The following is a 16,747-nucleotide window of genomic DNA, read 5'->3' on the forward strand; positions in this document are numbered from 1 at the left end:
GAGCAGGTGTCGCCCCCGGGGCTGGCGGCCGCCGGCCTGGCGCTGGCCAAGCTGGGCCGCCTGCTGCCGGCCCTGGTGGCGGCTCCTCTCGGCCTGGCGGGCGGCACGGGGTTGGCGGCGGCGGAGCGGCTCGGCCTGCTCAGCGTGCCGGCCGGGGATGTGCTCGCCTATCCGGGCCGGGTGGCGGCGAGCCTGACGCGGGTGGCGGAGGCGCGGGTGCCGCTGGAGGAGGCGCGGGACGCGCGGATCGTGGCCTTCCGCGCCGCCGATGGCGGGATCGAGCATCTGGCCATCCTGATCGGCGCGCCGGAGGCCTTGCCCGCCGGCGGGCCGGCGCCCCTGGTGCGGGCGCATTCCGAATGCTTCACCGGGGATCTGCTGGGCAGCCTGCGCTGCGATTGCGGGCCGCAGCTGCGCGGCGCCATCGCCCGCATGGCGCAGGAGGGGGCGGGGGTGCTGCTCTACCTGGCGCAGGAGGGGCGCGGCATCGGGCTGGTCAACAAGCTGCGCGCCTATACCCTGCAGGACCAGGGGCTGGACACGCTGGATGCCAACCGGGCGCTGGGCTACGGCGCCGACGAGCGGGGGTTCCTGGTGGCCGCCACCATGCTGCGCGCGCTTGGGCTGGAGCGCATCCGGCTGCTGACCAACAATCCGGACAAGGTGGCGGGGCTGGCCGCCTGCGGCATCGCGGTCGAGAGCCGGGTGGCGCATGAATTCGCCGCCAATGGCGTGAACAACCGCTATCTCGAGACCAAGGCCGAGCGGTTCGGCCATCTGCTGGGGCTGAAGTGACATGTCGGCCGCCCTGACCGCGCGGGTTCATCCCGAGGGCCGCCTCGCCTGCCGCGGCGCCGTCTGGCGCTGCGCCCTCGGCAAGGGCGGCATCCGCCCGGCGCGCGAGAAGCGCGAGGGGGATGGCGCCACCCCCGCCGGCTTCCTGCCGCTGCGCCGGGTGCTCTATCGCGCCGACCGGCTGCGGGCGCCGGACTGCGCCGTGCCGGTGGAGCCGATCGCGCCCGCGGATGGCTGGTGCGACGATGTGGCGCACCCCGCCTACAACACCCGCATCCGCCTGCCGCACGAGGCGCGGCACGAGGTGCTCTGGCGGCAGGATCCGGTCTACGACATCATCGGCATCCTGGGCTGGAACGACGCGCCGGTGGAGCGCGGCCGGGGCAGCGCCATCTTCCTGCACCTGGCGCGGCCGGGCTACCCGCCGACGGAGGGCTGCATCGCCCTGGCCGAGCCGGACCTGCGCGCCCTCCTGGCCATGGGGGTGGCGGGCATCGAGGTGCCAGGTTTCGAGGGAACGGGCTGAGCCGGCATGCCTGAGCTGCCCGAGGTCGAGACCGTGATGCGCGGCCTCTCCGGCCTGCTGCTCGGCCGGCGCATCGTCTTCGCCGCGACGCACCGCGCCGGCATGCGCTGGCCCTTCCCGCCGGGCCTCGCCGCGCGGCTGACCGGCGCGCGCGTGGAGAGCTTCCGGCGGCGCGGCAAGTACATCCTGATGCGGCTCTCGGGCGGCGATTCGGCGCTGATCCATCTCGGCATGTCGGGGCGGATGGTGGCCCGGCCGGTGGGCGCCAACACCCCGCCCGCCGCGCATGAGCACCTGCTGCTCCGCACGGAGGGGGATGGGCCGGGGGGCGGGCAGGAGATCGGCTTCGTCGATCCGCGCCGCTTCGGCAGCGTCGACCTGGTGCCGACGGCGGCGGAGGAGGGCCACAGGCTGCTGGCCGGGATGGGGCCGGAGCCGCTGGCGCCCGACTTCACCCCCGGCGTGCTGGGCGCGGCCCTCGCCGGCAGGCGGACGCCCATCAAGGCGGCGCTGCTCGACCAGCGGGTAGTGGCCGGGCTCGGCAACATCTATGTCGCCGAGGCGCTGTTCCGCGCCGGCCTCTCGCCGCGCCGGCTGGCGCAGACCATCCCCGGCGCCCGCGCCGCGCGGCTGGTGCCGGCGATCAGGGCCGTGCTGACCGAGGCGATCGAGGCCGGCGGCTCCAGCCTGCGCGACTATGTGCAGGCGGATGGCGAGCTCGGCCGTTTCCAGGACCGCTTCCAGGTCTATGACCGCGAGGGCGCCCCCTGCCCGCTCTGCCCCGGCCCACCGGCTTGCGCGGGCGTCTCGCGCATCGTGCAATCGGGGCGCAGCAGCTTCTTCTGCGCCCGCACCCAACGTTGAGAGGAAACCCGCCATGGCCGAGATGATCCAGACCGAGACGAGAGGCCGCGCCGGCCTGATCCGCCTGAACCGCCCCGCCGCGCTGAACGCCCTGTGCGACCAGCTCATGCGCGAGCTGGCCGCGGCGCTGCGCGATCTCGACGCCGATCCGGCCATCGCCGCCATCATCCTCACCGGCAACGAGAAGGCCTTCGCCGCCGGGGCCGACATCAAGGAGATGCAGGAGCGCCGCTTCCCCGACACCTACCTGCATGACTTCATCGGCGAGAGCTGGGAGGCGGTGCTGACGGTGAGGAAGCCCGTCATCGCCGCCGTCTCCGGCTTCGCGCTCGGCGGCGGCTGCGAACTGGCGATGATGTGCGACCTGATCCTCGCCGCCGACACCGCCCGCTTCGGCCAGCCCGAGATCAACCTCGGCATCATCCCGGGCGCCGGCGGCAGCCAGCGGCTGACGCGGGCCATCGGCAAGTCCAAGGCCATGGAGATGGTGCTGACGGGCCGCATGATGACCGCGGAGGAGGCCGAGCGGGCCGGGCTGGTGGCGCGGGTGGTGCCGGCGGCGGAGCTGCTGGCCGAGGCGGAGAAGCTCGCGGAGAAGATCGGCACCCTCTCCGCCCCCGCCGTCGCCATGGCCAAGGAGGCGGTGAACGCCGCCTTCGAGCTGCCGCTGCGCGAAGGGGTGCGGCTGGAGCGCCGCCTGTTCCTCGGCCTGTTCGGCACCGAGGGGCAGAAGGAGGGCATGGCGGCCTTCGTGGAGAAGCGGAAGCCGGCGTTCCGCTAGGCCGGATCAAGGGCGGGGGGGGGGGAAGTCAATTCCTCCCCCTTCCGCCCGGCCCGGTGTCATGCGGCGCGGCGGGCGCGCCTCACAGCAACGTCCCGCTCAGCACCAGCGCGGCGACGCTGAAGTAGATGACGAGTCCCGTCACATCGACCAGCGTGGCGACGAAGGGCGCCGAGGCGCTGGCCGGATCGAAGCCCAGCCGCTTCAGGCCGAAGGGCAGCAGCGATCCCGCCATCGATCCGAAGAGCACGATGCCGAGCAGGCCGAGCCCCACCGTCAGCGCCACCAGCGCCCAGTGCGGACCGTAATCGTAGAAGCCGAGCTGCTGCCAGGCGACGATCCGCGCCATCCCCAGCAGGCCGAGGATGCCGCCCAGCGTCAGCCCCGTCGGCACCTCGCGCAGCGCCACCCGCCACCAGTCGCCGAGCCGGACCTGCCCCAGCGCCAGCGCCCGGATCAGCAGCGAGGTCGCCTGGCTGCCGGAATTGCCGCCCGAGCTCATGATCAGCGGGATGAAGAGCGTCAGCACGATGGCCTTCTCCAGCTCGTGCTCGAAATGCTGCATGGCGCTCGCCGTCAGCATCTCGCCCAGGAAGAGCACGCAGAGCCAGCCGGCGCGCTTGCGGATCATCTCCAGGAAGCCGATGCGCAGATAGGGCTTGCCCAGGCTCTCGCGGTCCAGCGCCTCCATGCCACCGAAGCGCTGCGCCGCCGCGCTGTCATCCTCCATGATGGCGTCGATCACGTCATCGACCGTGACGATGCCGAGCACCTGCCGCGCCGCGTCCACCACCGGCACCGCCAGCAGATCGTGCCGCGCGAAGAGCCGCGCGATGTCGTCGCGCGGCGTGCCGGCCGCCACCGTGACCGGCGCGCGGTCCGGCACCAGCTCGATGGCGCGCTGCTCCGGCCGGCCGGTGATCAGGCGCCGCAGCGGCACCGTGCGCAGCAGCGCGCCGCTGCGCGGATCGAGCAGGTAGAGGGCGTAGATGGTCTCGCGCGTGCGCTCCACCTCGCGGATGTGGCGCAGCGCCTCCTCCACCGTGGCGGTGGCCGGCAGGCTGACGAACTCGGTCGTCATCAGGCTGCCGGCGCTGCCCTCGGGATAGGCCAGCAGGCGGCGCAGCGTGCCGGCCGGCTCGGGCTCCAGCGGCGCCAGCAGCCGCGCGCGCTCGCCCGGCCGCACCTCGCGCAGCAGGTCGGCGGCGCGATCGGCCGACATGTCGGAGAGCAGGGGCGCGCGCAGCGCCTCCGGCAGGGCGAGCAGCAGCCGGCCGGCGCGGTGCAGCTCGGGCCGGTCGAAGGCCTCGACGCGGCGCTCGGGCGGGGCGAGGCGCAGCAGCTCGGCCGCCGCCTCGGCCGGCAGCGCGTTCAGTTCCTCGACGGCATCGGCGACATGGCCGCGCGTGACGCGGTCGAGGGCCGCCGCCGCCTGCGCCCCATAGGGGTGGGAGAGGGTTTGCAGCATGGCTCACCTTTACGGTCCGCGAGACGGGCGGCACCGCGGCGAGCCGGAGGGGGCTCAGGACGCGGCGGCCGTCCGGGGCGCGGACAATCGACTGGGACTGTCGCTGGGACTGTCGCTCGGCATGGTCCGGTTTGTTCCTGATGCGCGCCGTGCCGGAGCTTCCCCCGCGCCGCGGCGCTGGCGGGCCAATGGACCCGCGCAGCGGTGGCGTCAAGCGGCTTTCGGGGATGGGAGGGCGCGGGCGGACCGCGCCGATCCCGCGCGCCGGGGGCCCGGGAGTCTGCTATCGCGGAGCGCCGCCAGACAGGGGCCACGCCATGCCGCCCTGGCCAAGCCCCCCTGGCCAAGCCCGGGCTCCGCGCCGAAGGCGTCCTCCGGGTTGGCCGGGCGGTGTGACCGGCTCGCCGGCGATCCCGCTCCGGTGGCGGGCACCGAGATCGACCCGTGTCCATCGCCCCCAGGACGCGGATCAGCCGGCCATTCAGGGCGAGGCCGTGGCGTTCGCCGCGGGAACCGGGCCGGGCACCCCCCGAAGGGACCGCCGGAGGGGCCGCCGGGGGGGGGCCGCCGGCCTCCCCGCCCTTCGCCTCAGGCCGCCACCGGCTGCTGCGGCCCGTAGATCTCCGGCAGCAGGCCGATATCGTGCGGCACCAGCCCTTCCGGGTGGACCACGCGGCTCTCGAAGCGGCCATCCGCGTGCAGCGCGTGCTCGACATAGCCCGGCGTCTTGTCGCCGATGCGGCGCTGCCAGGTGTCGCCCACCAGGAAGGCCACGGCCGGCGCCCAGATCTGCCGGATGCCCTCCGACACGCCGCGGTCGCGCGCCTGGTGCACATGGCCGGAGGCGACGAAGGCCACCGGGTGCCGCGCCAGCAATTCGAGCATGCGGCGGCGCGGCGCCGGCAGCACCGGCCAGTAGGTCAGCGCCGTCTCGTCCATCCGCTCCTCGCAGAGCGGCTTGTGCTGGAAGAGCGCGATGGACCGCCCCCCGGCGGTCGCCAGCGCCGCCTCCAGGACATCGAACTGCGCCGCCGCCTCGGGCAGATCGGTGGCCATGATCAGCGTGTCGAGGCCGATCAGCCGCCAGCCCGGCACGTCGCGCAGGAAGCGGTCGGGGCCGAAGGCCTCGCGCCAATGGGCCAGCCGGGTGGCGTCGGCCGCCGTGGCGCCGCCGAGCGCCGGGTCGTTGCCGACATCATGGTTGCCCGGCACGGCCAGCCAGTCGAGGCCGAGCCCGTCCATCCGCCCGCGCGCGTAGCGCAGATCCTCGGGGCCCGTCTCGCCATGCGCCGAGACATCGCCGGTGTGGATGACGAGATCGGGCCGGGTGGCGCGCAGATGCGCCGCCAGCACCTCGAAATTGACGCTGAACTCCGGATGCGCGGCGGAGAGGTGGGTGTCGCTGATCTGGGCGATGCGGAAGGCCATGGCTCAGGACCTCCGCGGCAGCAGGCGGCGCACCTCGGCGGCCATGTCCTGCTGCACCTGCTCGGGCGTCGCGCGCTGCTCGACGATGCGGGCCAGGTTGTCCACCATGGTCTGCGTCACGCGCACGCTGTTGCTGCCGGGGAAGGCGTACCAGGGGATCGAGATGGGGAGCTGGCGCACCGCCGGGGTGAAGAGCGGGTTCTCGCGGTAGAAGGCGCCGAGGTGCTGCGGGTCGTCGATGGCGATCTGGTTGCAGGGCAGGTAGCCGGTGTTGCGCACCATCAGCGCCTGACCCTCCGGACCGGTCGAGAAGCGCAGGAACTTCCAGGCCGCCTCGCGCTTCGCCGGGTCCTTGGCGGTCAGCATGCCGGCGGCGCCGCCGGTCGGCAGGCGGCCCTTCTGCGGGTCGATCACCGGCATCCCGGTGGTGCGCAGCGTGAAGTTCTCGCCGATGCTGGCCAGCGTGCCGCGCACCAGGGCGGTGGTCTGGAACAGCATGCCGACCTTGCCGGCGGCGAAGGCCTGGCGCGCGGCGGGGGCGGTCATGTTCGCCATGCCGCCCTCCTTCACCATGCGGTCGAGCAGGCGCAGCGCGCCGAGCCCCTCGGGCCCCGCGAAGCCGACATCGCGCTCGTCCTCGGTCAGCATGCGGCCGCCATGGCCGAAGAGCAGCGCCGAATACATCCAGTCGTCGCCGCTCCAAGTGAACCACATGCCCTCGGTGCCGCCGCCCAGCCGGTCGATCCGGCCGGCCAGCTCCAGCACGCCGTTCCAGTCCTGCGGGAAGTTGTCCGGGTCGCCCCCGGCGCGCTTCACCAGCTCGGCGTTGTAATAGGTGATGGGGTTGGAGGCGGCGTAGGCGAGGCCGGCCTGCATGCCGCCGAAATGCGCCAGCGCCAGCAGGTTCGGCGTGTAGCCGGCCCCGGCCGGGTCGCCGTCGCGGGCGAGCAGCGGCGCCAGATCCTGGGCGATGCCCCGCTCGGCGAAGATGCGCAGCCGGTTGAAGCCCTGGTAGGAGAGGTCGGGGAGCTGGCTGGTCGCGGCCTGGCGCAGCAGCAGCTGCGCGCCCTCCTCGTAGTTCGGCGTGGTGATGAAGTTCACCTTGATGCCCGGCTCGCGCTTCGCGAACTCGGCCAGGATGGCGTCGTAGCTCTCCTTGTAGATGAAGGGCTGCGCGTAATGCACCGTGATCTCGGCCTGGCCCTGGGCGCGCGACAGGCGGGGGGCGGCGAGCGGCACCAGGGCGGCGGGAAGCGCCAGGGCGGCGCGGCGGGAGAGGATCGGCATGACGGTGGCTCCGGTTGCGCGGAAGAAGGGGGTCAGCCCTTGAGGCCGGTGGTGGCGATGCCCTCGACGAAGCGGCGTTGCGCCAGCAGGAAGGCGGCGACGAGGGGTGCGGTCATGATCACGGCGGCGGCCATCAGCGCGCCGAAATCGTCGTCGCCCTCGGTGGTGCGGAAGAACAGCACGCCGAGGGCGGGCGTCGCGTGCTCGGCCGTGCTGACGACGATCAGCGGCCAGAACAGGTCGTTCCAGTGCGCGACGACGGAGAAGATCGCGAAGGCGGTGGCGGCGGGCCAGGCATTGGGCAGCACGACGCGCCAGACGATCGCCATCTCGCCCATGCCGTCGAGCCGCGCGGCGTGGATCAGGTCGTCCGGCAGCGACTTGAAGAACTGGCGGAACAGGAAGATGGCGAAGACCGAGATGGTCGAGGGCGCGATCAGCGCCGTGTAGGTGTCGAGCAGGCCGAGGCTGCTGAAGCCCAGATAGAGCGGCAGGGCGGGCACGTGCGGCGGCACCAGCAGGCCGAGCATGACGGCGCCGAAGACCAGCTCGCGGCCGCGGAAGTTCAGCTTGGCCAGCGCGTAGCCGGCGGGGATGGCGAAGAGCAGCTGGAAGACCAGGATGCCGCCGCAGACGATGACGCCGTTCCAGAGGTACTGCGCGACGGGCAGCAGGGAGAAGACGCGGCCGTAGTTCTGCGCCGCCGCCAGCCGCTCGGGCAGCAGGGCGAGGCTGGCGCGGAAGATCTCGTCCGCCGGCTTCAGGCTGGCCGAGACCATCCAGATATAGGGCATCAGCAGCAGCAGGCCGAGCAGCGTCAGCACGGCGAGGCGCGGCAGGTCGCGCCAAAGGGACATGTCGTGGGGGGCTTCGCGCTCAGCCATAATGCACCCGCTTGTCGAGGACCCGCGTCTGAAGCCACATCAGCGCCAGCACGATGGCCAGGAAGACCAGGGTGATGGCGGCCGAGTAGCCGAGGCGGAAATAGGTGAAGCCCTCCTGGTACATGGTGTGCAGCAGCACCTCGGAGGCGCGGTCGGGGCCGCCCTGGGTCAGCACCTTCACCGTGTCGAAGACGCGCACGGCGCGGATCATGGTGATGGTCAGCACGAAGAGCGTGGTCGGCCCCAGCATCGGCCAGGTGACGAGGCGGAAGCGCGACCAGGCCGAGCGGGCGCCATCCACCTCGGCGGCGGCGTAGAGGTCGCGCGGGATGGCGGTCAGCCCGGCCAGGAAGAGCACCAGGTTGAAGCCGAGATTCTCCCAGATGCCGATGCCGGCGAGCGCCCACATCACCGTGCCCGAGGAGGAGAGCCAGGCCGGCCCCTCCACCCCCACCTGCCGCAGCACCGCGTTGAGCGGGCCGATGGTCGGGTGCAGCAGGTATTGCCAGGCCGAGGCCATGGCGACGGTGAGCGAGACCACGGGCAGGAAGAAGACGGCGCGGAAGAAGGTGCGGCCGCGCGTGCCGCCCTCGATCAGCAAGGCGAGGCCGAGGGCGCCGAGGATCGAGCCCGGCGTCACCACCGCGACATAGAAGAGGGTGTTGCGGAAGGCCTGGAGGAAGCCGCGGTCGGTCATCAGCTCGGCGAAGTTGCCGAGGCCGATCCAGGCGAAGCCGTCCATCCCCAGCTCGTAGTCGGTGAAGGCGAGCGCCACGGCGGCCAGCGTCGGCAGCAGCAGCAGGACCCAGTAGGCCAGCACCGCCGGCAGGCTGAGCATCCAGGCGGTCAGCGTCTCGCCGGCCCGCCAGCGCGGGCGGGGCGGGGCCAGGCCGGGGGAAAGGCCCGGGGAAAGGCGCGGGGGGAGAACGGCGTCAGACAAGGGCCGGCTCCGGCACCACGGCGATGTCGCGCAGCCGCTTGCCGCGGGCGTCGAACAGCAGGGCCCGGGCCGGGTCGAAGCCCAGCCGCACCGGGCTGCCGGGCGGCAGGTCGGGCACGTAGCTGGGCGGCAGGCGGCAGACCAGCGGCGTGCCGCCGGCCAGGCGGGCGTGCAGCAGCAGGCTCTCGCCCAGGAACTCCAGCCCCGCCGCCTCGGCCGGCAGGCCCCCGGTCTCGGAGAGGTAGAGGTCCTCGGGCCGCACGGCGAGCGTCACCGGCGCCGGCCCCGCCGCGGCGCCGCAGAGGCGCAGCCCGCTCGGATAGCCGCCGAGCCGGACCAGGCCGTGGCTGTCCGCCACGCCCTCCAGCGTGTTGATGCGCGGCGAGCCGATGAAGCAGGCGACGCGCAGGTCCTCGGGGTCGGCGTAGATGGCGCGCGGGCCGGCGACCTGCAGGATCTCGCCCCCCTGCATGACGGCGACCCGGTCGGCCATGGTCAGGGCCTCGGTCTGGTCGTGCGTCACATAGAGGGTGGCGGCGCCGACGCGGCGGTGGATCTCGACGATCTCGCGCCGGGTGTGCACGCGCAGCGCGGCGTCCAGGTTGGACAGCGGCTCGTCCATCAGGAAGGCGGCGGGGTGGCGGACGATGGCGCGGGCCAGCGCCACGCGCTGCCGCTGGCCGCCGGAGAGCTGACCGGGGCGGCGGTCCAGCAGGCTGCCGAGGCCGAGCGCCAGCGCGGCGCTGCCGACCTCCTCGTGGATGGCGCGCCGGGCGGCGCGGCTGCCCGGCCACCAGCGGCCGAGCAGCGGCAGGCGCTGCGGGGCGCTCAGCCGCCGCATGGCCAGCGGCACGGCGATGTTCTCCTCCACCGTCAGGTGCGGGTAGAGGGCATAGGACTGGAAGACCATGGCGACGTCGCGGTCGGCCGGGCGCAGCGCGGTGACGTCGCGGCCCTGGATCAGGATGCGGCCGGCATCGGGGCGGTCGATGCCGGCGATCAGCCGCATCAGGGTGGATTTGCCGCAGCCGGAGGGGCCGAGCAGGGCGACGAACTCGCCCGCCGCCACCTCGAGCGAGACCCCTTTCAACACCGCCGTGCCGCCATAGCGGCGCGCCACGCCTTCGATCCGGATGCCCGACACCTCACGCCCCTTTGCTCGCGTCGGGGGGCGCTCTATCCAAGCGGGATGACAGGGGCGTTCCGCTTCCGTGAAGCTTGCGTTGCAACGCAGCGACTCGGGCGGGGCAGCCTCACGGACCCGGGAGGGGCCGGGGGTATGCCCGGAAGGCTGCCCGGGGATGCCCTGGGGATATCCTGGGGATCATTGACTCCCGGCCGCCGCGAGGGCTAGAAACCGCGCCTTCCCGCGCCGGTCCCGGGCTCCGCCCAGGGGCCGCGCGTTCCTGAGACACAGACGACTGGTTCAAGAATCGCCATGGCGAATACGGCTTCCGCGCGCAAGCGCATCCGGCAGACGGCCACTCGCAACGAGCGCAACCGCGCCCGTCGCTCCCGCGTCGGCACCTTCCTGACCAAGGTCGAGAAGGCCATCGCCGGCGGCGACAAGTCCGCCGCGCAGGCGGCCTTCAAGGACGCGCAGCCCGAGCTGCAGCGCGCCGGTACCAAGGGCGTGATGCACGCCAACACCATCGCCCGCAAGCTGTCCCGCCTCTCGGCGCGGATCAAGGCCCTGGCCACCGCCCAGGCCTGAGCCGGGCTCATGGCATGACGGCGGCTTGACCGCCGTGGTCCGTGTTCTCGCTAAGAACCCGTTGCGCGGCCCGCGCGACGGGGGATAGCCTTCCGAGAACAATCCGCCGGACCGTTATTTCTGAATACATTCTGGCGTAGCCGTTCGTCCTTGGCGATGGGGTTCAATACTTGAATCCCGATGCATCAGGACGGATCGGTGATGTGTGTCCTTATTCCGGCGCACGTAATTGACTTGTCTGTGTCATGGTTCCCTGCTCCCGTGGCGGGAGCCTCGCGGAAGCGCTGCCCGGCCTTCCGCTCCGCCCCGCGAGGGGCCTCGATCAGCTTGGCCTCGGGCCGAAAGGTGGCAGGTGCTTCGTATGGAGAATGAGCTCGGCACTCCTTCCTCCGCCGCGCCGGATCAGGTCAGGGAAGCGCCCGCGGCGGAAGCCTGGGCCCGCATCCGCGGCCGCCTGCGCGAGGAAGTGGGCGAGGTGGAGTACCGGAGCTGGCTGCGGCAGATGACGCTCTCGGCGATCGAGGGCGAGGAGGCCGTGATCCAGCTGCCCACGCGCTTCCTGCGCGACTGGGTGCGCAACCATTACGGAGACCGCCTGCGCGCCCTCTGGAGCGCCGAGAGCCTGGGCGTGCGCCGCGTCGATATCCGCGTGGCGCCCGATTCCCGCCCCCCGGCTTCCGAGGAGACCGCGGCCGCCACGGGGCTCGCCGGCGCCGCGCCGGTGGCGCGGGCGCATCAGGGCGCGCTCGCCCTGGCCGAGCCCCTCTCCTCCCTGCCGCGCGCCGAGGCTCAGGCCTCCGCCCCCGCCTCCCAGCGGGCCGAGTCGCGCGGCAATGACTGGGCCGCGCCGCTCGACCCGCGCTTCACCTTCGACAGCTTCGTCGTCGGCAAGCCGAACGAGTTCGCCCATGCCTGCGCCCGCCGGGTGGCGGAGAAGCCGGCGAGCCCGGGCTTCAACCCGCTGTTCCTGTATGGCGGCGTCGGCCTCGGCAAGACGCATCTGATGCACGCCATCGCCTGGGCGATCAGCTTCAACGGCCAGCGCAACGTCGCCTACATGTCGGCCGAGAAGTTCATGTACCGCTTCATCGCCGCCCTTCGCTCGCAGAGCACGATGGAGTTCAAGGAGAGCCTGCGCTCGGTCGACGTGCTGATGATCGACGACCTGCAATTCCTGATCGGCAAGGACAACACGCAGGAGGAGTTCTTCCACACCTTCAACGCGCTGGTGGATGCCGGCAAGCAGATCGTGGTCTCGGCCGACAAGTCGCCCTCCGACCTGTCGGGGCTGGAGGACCGGCTGCGAACGCGCCTGGGCTGCGGCATGGTGGCCGATATCCACGCCACCACCTATGAGCTGCGCATCTCCATCCTGCAGGCCAAGGCGGCCGGCGCGGAGGTGGACGTGCCGGCCCGGGTGCTGGAGTTCCTGGCGCACAAGATCACCTCCAACGTCCGCGAGCTGGAAGGCGCGCTGAACCGGCTGATCGCGCATGCCAACCTGTTCGGCCGCCCCGTCACGCTGGAATCGGCGCAGGAGGTGCTGCACGACATCCTGCGCGCGCATGACCGGCGGGTGACGATCGAGGAGATCCAGCGCAAGGTCGCCGAACACTACAACATCCGCCTGACCGACATGTCCTCCGCCCGCCGCGCGCGCAACGTGGCGCGGCCGCGCCAGGTGGCGATGTACCTGGCGAAGCAGCTCACCTCCCGCTCGCTGCCCGAGATCGGCCGCCGCTTCGGCAACCGCGATCACACGACGGTGATGCACGCCGTCTCCCGCGTGGCCGAGCTCATGCAGGCCGACAGCACCTTCGCCGAGGATGTCGAACTGCTGCGGCGCATGCTGGAGACCTGAGGGCCCGCCCTCCGCGCGCCGGAGGGCGGTTCCCGAGACCCGATCGGGCCCCTCCGGCCCGGCGGCCGGCTAAGGCTCCGCCGCCTCCCCCTCCGCCCGGGCCCGGCGCCGGTAGCGCGGCACCTCGTCCCCGATCCGCTCCGCCCGGCCGCTTTCCACCAGGCGGTTGAGGTGCGCCAGGGTCTCGCCCACGGCGAAGCCGATCTGCCGATCCTCCGTCACGCGCGGGAAGAGGATGCGCGCGGCCTCGAAGGTGGTCAGTGGCGCCGCGAGGCCGGCCGCCAGGGTTTCCAGCCGCTCGGCGTGGTGCGCCGCCAGGGCGTCGATGCGGGCATGGAGGCCGGTGAAGGGCTCGCCGTGCGAGGGCAGCACCAGCGTCTCCGCCGGCAGGGCGCGCAGGCGTTCGTTGGAGGCCAGGAAATCCTCCAGCGGGTCGGCCAGCGGCTCGGCCGCGCCGACGCCGACATAGGGGGTGATGCGCGGCAGGATCTGGTCGGCCGAGATCAGCACGCCGAGCTCGGGGCAATGCAGCGCCGCCATCTCCGGCGCATGGCCGCCGCCGGTGTGGACATGCCAGGCCCGGCCGCCGATCGTCAGCACGTCGCCCTGGGCGATGCGCCGGTAGCAGCGCGGCAGGGCGGTGACGGCGCGGGCATAGAGCGGCCCGCGTCCGGCGAGGAAGTCGAGATGCGCGGGCGGGCAGCCGGCGGCGGCGGCGAAGGCGAGCTGCCGCGCCGTCATGCCCTCGTCCGTGTCGAGGCTGAGGAAGCGCGCCATCAGGTACTCGGTGCGCGGCATCAGCAGCGGCACGTCATGCCGCTCGCAGAGCCAGCCGGCGAAGCCCACATGATCGGGATGGAAGTGCGTCACCAGCAGCCGCGTCAGTGGCCGGCCCGCCAGCCCCTCGTCCAGGATCCGGGTCCAGAGCGGCACGGAGTCCTCCGTGCGCGCCCCCGCATCCACCGCCAGCACGCCCTCGCCATCGTCGATCAGCCAGAGATTGACGTGCCGCGGCGGGAAGGGCAGCGGCATGCGGGCCCAGGCCAGGCCGGGCAGGATCCGCCGCAGCTCGCCGGGGCCCGGTGGGACGGGAGTTGGCTCCAGGGCCGGTTCCAGGGGCGGCATTCCGCGGTCTGGCGTGACGATCATCGGACGGCTTTCCTCTTTTTCCGGCGGCCATCCTCGACCCGGATGGCGAAATCCGCCAGCACAGGCTTCGCAACGCAGCATGGCGGTGCCAGGATCGCCCCCGCCTCTTCCCCCCGGGGGTGGCGGCGCAGGGAAACGCGACCATGAATCACGCCACGCTCCCGGCCGACGGGCCGAGGACCCCCGACATGGCGAACCAGCGGCCGATCGCCGGCCCCTCCGCCTACCGGCACTTCCGCCGCGACGAATGGGCCAGGCTGCGCTCCAACACGCCGCTCTCCCTCTCGGACACCGATATCCGCGGGCTGCGCGGCCTGAACGACCGGCTCTCGCTGACAGAGGTGGCGGATATCTTCCTGCCGCTCTCGCGCCTGCTGAACCTGCAGGTGGCGGCGGCGCGCGGGCTCGGCGTGGTGCAGGACACCTTCCTCGGCCGCCCCGTGGTGCCGCCGCCCTATATCATCGGCGTCGCCGGCAGCGTGGCCGTGGGCAAGAGCACCTTCGCCCGCGTGCTGCAGGCGATCCTGGCGCGCTGGCCGGACCATCCCAAGGTCGAGCTGGTGACGACCGACGGCTTCCTCTACCCGACGCGGGTGCTGGAGCAGCGCGGGCTGATGCAGCGCAAGGGCTTCCCCGAGAGCTACGACCTGCGCCGCATGATCGGCTTCCTCTCGGCGGTGAAGGCGGGCGAGCCGGCGGTGGCGGCGCCGGTCTATTCCCACATGACCTACGACATCCTGCCCGATCAGACGCAGATCGTGCGCCGGCCCGACATCCTGATCTTCGAGGGGCTGAACGTGCTGCAGGCGGCGGCGGGCGCGCCGCTGCTGGCCTCCGACTTCTTCGACTTCTCCGTCTATGTCGACGCCGACGAGGCCGATATCGCCGCCTGGTACCTCGAGCGCTTCCTGCTGCTGCAGCGCACCGCCTTCCAGAAGCCGGCCTCCTACTTCCACCGCTACAAGGACCTGCCGCGCGACGAGGCCGTGTCGGTGGCGCAGCGGATCTGGCGCGAGATCAACCTCGTCAACCTGCACGAGAACATCCAGCCGACGCGCGAGCGCGCGCGCCTGGTGCTACGCAAGATGGCCGACCACAGCGTGGGCGAGATCTGGATGCGGCGGATGTGATGGGCGCGGAAGCGGGGCCCGCCCTCCCCGCGCCCGCCCCGGCGCTCAATCGGCGCGGATATTCGCCGCCTCGGCGATCTGCCGCCAGCCGCCGATCTCGCGGCGCAGGCGCTCCGCCACCACCTCCGGCCCCTCGAAGCGGACCAGCGATCCCGCCTCGAAGGCGCGGCGCTTCAGATCCTCCTGCGCCAGGGCCGTCCGCATCGCCTCGGTCAGCGCCGCCCGGATCGGGGCCGGCACGTTCCTGGGCGCGTAGAGCGCGAACCAGACATTGAGCGGCAGGTCCCGCATGCCGTTCTCGGCCAGGGAGGGAATGTCCGGCAGGCCCGGATGCCGCTCGTTCGAGCTGACGCAGAGCGCGCGCACGCGCCCGTCCCGCACCAGGCTGACCAGCGGCGGCGGCGAGTTCATGTAGAACTGGATGCGCCCGGCGATCAGGTCACTGATGGTCTCCCCGGTGCCGCGGTAGGGCACGTGCAGCATGTCGATGCCGGCGCGCGACTTCAGCAGCTCGGTGCCCAGGTGGTGCATCGAGCCGTTGCCGGCCGAGGCATAGTTGACCTGGCCCGGATTCGCCTTCGCATAGGCGACGAACTCCTGCAGCGTCTTCGCCGGCACCGAGGGATGCACGACAAAGAGCTGCGGCGTGTCGGACACCTGGCCGATGGGGATGAAATCGGCGACCGTGTCGATGGTGCCGAGCCCGCCGATGGCCGCCCGCCCCGCCATGGTGCCGCAATAGCCCATCAGCAGCGTGTAGCCGTCCTGCGGCGCGCGCAGCACGGAGGTGACGCCGACCACGTCATTGCCGCCCGGCCGGTTCTCCACCACCACGGGCTGGCCGAGCAGCACGCCCATCGGCTCGGCGATCAGCCGCGCCGCGTAGTCGGTGCCGCCGCCGGCCGGAATCGGCACGACGATGGTGATCGGCCGCGACGGGAACTTCCCCTGCGCCAGCGCCGGGCGCGCCAGGGCCGTCGCGCCGAGGCCCGCCGTCATGGCCAGCGCGCCGCCCATCAGAGCGCGGCGGCCGAGCTTCGTATCCTGTTCCATGAACACCTCTCCCTGTGGCCGCGCACCTGTGCCGTGCGCCGGCCCTTTGTTGTGCCTACGGCATCGCCGCGGAGATTCCTCCGTCAACGAGCAATTCAGTGCCGGTGATGTGCCGCGCCTCGTCGGAGGCCAGGAACAGCACGGCGTGGGCGATGTCCCAGGCGTCGCCCATCTTTCCCATCGGCACCTGCGCGTCGCGCTTCGCGATCAGCGCGGCCGCGTCATTGGCGCCAAGCTGGCGCACCAGACGGTGCTCGACCAGCGGCGTGTGCATCAGCCCGGGGATGACGGTGTTGCAGCGGATGCCGAGCCTCGCATGCTCCATCGCGACCGACTTGGTCAGCGCCAGGATGCCGTACTTCGACGCGCTGTAGGCGACATGCGGGCGGTCCGCGCTCATCCGCAGCGCGGCGATGGAGGAAAGGTTGACGATGGCGCCGCGGCCCTGCGCCTTCATCACCGGCAGGGCATATTTGCAGCCGAGGAAGGCGCTGCGCAGATTGAAGTCGAGCTGCCGGTCCCAGTCCGCCTCGGCCATGCTCTCGGCGCCGCCGGGGAAGGAGCCGCCGACATTGTTGACCAGGATGTCGAGCCGCCCGAAGCGCGCGACGCAGGCGGCCACGGCGGCCTCGACCTCGGCGGCGAGAGTGACATCGGCGATATGCCCCTCGGCCTCATGGCCCTCGCCGCGGATCAGGCCGAGGGTTTCCTCCACCGCCTCGGCGCGGTTGTCGAGGGCGAGGACGCGCGCGCCCTGGCGCGCCATCAGCACCGCCGTCGCCTTGCCGTTGCCCCAGCCGGGGCCCGCCGAGCCGGCGCCCGTGACGAGCGCGACCTTGCCATCCAGACGCAGCATGCGGCGTCCCT

The 16,747-nt window shown here is 72.5% G+C and carries 16 protein-coding genes; 7 read left to right on the top strand and 9 right to left on the bottom strand.

What is annotated here, in order from left to right; all coding sequences use genetic code 11:
• The 4 genes from ACVMLK_RS08360 to ACVMLK_RS08375 form a co-directional block, all read left to right on the top strand.
• Positions 1-795 (top strand): GTP cyclohydrolase II (locus ACVMLK_RS08360; protein ID WP_457486146.1); only part of this gene is annotated, 795 nt, incomplete at its 5' end.
• A 1-nt stretch (position 796) separates the two neighbouring features.
• Positions 797-1,321, top strand: a complete 525-nt coding sequence (locus tag ACVMLK_RS08365) for a L,D-transpeptidase family protein (protein ID WP_198365150.1) — start codon at positions 797-799, stop codon at positions 1,319-1,321.
• Between the two features lie 6 nt (positions 1,322-1,327).
• Positions 1,328-2,185: a bifunctional DNA-formamidopyrimidine glycosylase/DNA-(apurinic or apyrimidinic site) lyase gene (gene mutM / locus ACVMLK_RS08370; protein ID WP_457486147.1), complete on the top strand. Its 858-nt coding sequence runs from the start codon at positions 1,328-1,330 to the stop codon at positions 2,183-2,185.
• A 13-nt stretch (positions 2,186-2,198) separates the two neighbouring features.
• Positions 2,199-2,966: an enoyl-CoA hydratase gene (locus tag ACVMLK_RS08375; RefSeq protein WP_198365148.1), complete on the top strand. Its 768-nt coding sequence runs from the start codon at positions 2,199-2,201 to the stop codon at positions 2,964-2,966.
• 82 nt (positions 2,967-3,048) lie between these two features.
• Here ACVMLK_RS08375 and mgtE read toward each other — a convergent pair whose 3' ends face one another.
• The 6 genes from mgtE to ACVMLK_RS08405 all read right to left on the bottom strand — a co-directional run bounded on the left by mgtE (position 3,049) and on the right by ACVMLK_RS08405 (position 10,117).
• Positions 3,049-4,434 (bottom strand): magnesium transporter, encoded by a 1,386-nt coding sequence (gene mgtE, locus ACVMLK_RS08380; protein WP_457486148.1) that lies wholly within the window; start codon positions 4,432-4,434, stop codon positions 3,049-3,051.
• A gap of 588 nt (positions 4,435-5,022) precedes the next feature.
• The gene (locus ACVMLK_RS08385) at positions 5,023-5,862 is read right to left on the bottom strand and encodes a metallophosphoesterase family protein (RefSeq protein WP_457486149.1); all 840 of its coding nucleotides are present in this window, start codon (positions 5,860-5,862) and stop codon (positions 5,023-5,025) included.
• A gap of 3 nt (positions 5,863-5,865) precedes the next feature.
• Positions 5,866-7,149 (bottom strand): ABC transporter substrate-binding protein, encoded by a 1,284-nt coding sequence (locus ACVMLK_RS08390; protein WP_198365145.1) that lies wholly within the window; start codon positions 7,147-7,149, stop codon positions 5,866-5,868.
• Positions 7,150-7,181: 32 nt separating this feature from the next.
• Positions 7,182-8,006, bottom strand: a complete 825-nt coding sequence (locus ACVMLK_RS08395; protein WP_255528586.1) for a carbohydrate ABC transporter permease — start codon at positions 8,004-8,006, stop codon at positions 7,182-7,184.
• 19 nt (positions 8,007-8,025) lie between these two features.
• Positions 8,026-8,973 carry a carbohydrate ABC transporter permease gene (locus ACVMLK_RS08400; RefSeq protein ID WP_232476898.1) on the bottom strand — a complete coding sequence of 316 codons (948 nt, stop codon included), beginning with the start codon at positions 8,971-8,973 and terminating at the stop codon, positions 8,026-8,028.
• The gene (locus ACVMLK_RS08405; protein WP_198365143.1) at positions 8,966-10,117 is read right to left on the bottom strand and encodes an ABC transporter ATP-binding protein; all 1,152 of its coding nucleotides are present in this window, start codon (positions 10,115-10,117) and stop codon (positions 8,966-8,968) included. Before ACVMLK_RS08405 ends, ACVMLK_RS08400 begins: the two co-directional genes overlap by 8 nt.
• A gap of 294 nt (positions 10,118-10,411) precedes the next feature.
• Here ACVMLK_RS08405 and rpsT point away from each other — a divergent pair, with 294 nt between their 5' ends.
• The gene (rpsT, locus tag ACVMLK_RS08410) at positions 10,412-10,687 is read left to right on the top strand and encodes a 30S ribosomal protein S20 (protein ID WP_198365142.1); all 276 of its coding nucleotides are present in this window, start codon (positions 10,412-10,414) and stop codon (positions 10,685-10,687) included.
• A gap of 361 nt (positions 10,688-11,048) precedes the next feature.
• Positions 11,049-12,548, top strand: a complete 1,500-nt coding sequence (dnaA, locus tag ACVMLK_RS08415) for a chromosomal replication initiator protein DnaA (protein WP_457486150.1) — start codon at positions 11,049-11,051, stop codon at positions 12,546-12,548.
• A 69-nt stretch (positions 12,549-12,617) separates the two neighbouring features.
• Here dnaA and ACVMLK_RS08420 read toward each other — a convergent pair whose 3' ends face one another.
• The gene (locus ACVMLK_RS08420; RefSeq protein WP_198365559.1) at positions 12,618-13,673 is read right to left on the bottom strand and encodes an MBL fold metallo-hydrolase; all 1,056 of its coding nucleotides are present in this window, start codon (positions 13,671-13,673) and stop codon (positions 12,618-12,620) included.
• 167 nt (positions 13,674-13,840) lie between these two features.
• Between ACVMLK_RS08420 and coaA the strand changes: the two genes are divergently transcribed.
• Positions 13,841-14,827, top strand: a complete 987-nt coding sequence (gene coaA, locus ACVMLK_RS08425) for a type I pantothenate kinase (RefSeq protein WP_457486151.1) — start codon at positions 13,841-13,843, stop codon at positions 14,825-14,827.
• Between the two features lie 45 nt (positions 14,828-14,872).
• Here the strand turns inward: coaA and ACVMLK_RS08430 are convergent, their stop codons facing one another.
• A complete protein-coding gene (locus ACVMLK_RS08430; protein WP_457486152.1) occupies positions 14,873-15,880 on the bottom strand; it encodes a Bug family tripartite tricarboxylate transporter substrate binding protein in 1,008 nt (335 codons plus the stop codon).
• A gap of 55 nt (positions 15,881-15,935) precedes the next feature.
• Positions 15,936-16,736, bottom strand: a complete 801-nt coding sequence (locus tag ACVMLK_RS08435; protein WP_198365138.1) for an SDR family NAD(P)-dependent oxidoreductase — start codon at positions 16,734-16,736, stop codon at positions 15,936-15,938.
• Between the last annotated feature and the right edge of the window lie 11 nt (positions 16,737-16,747).

The organism is Teichococcus aerofrigidensis (assembly GCF_054073225.1).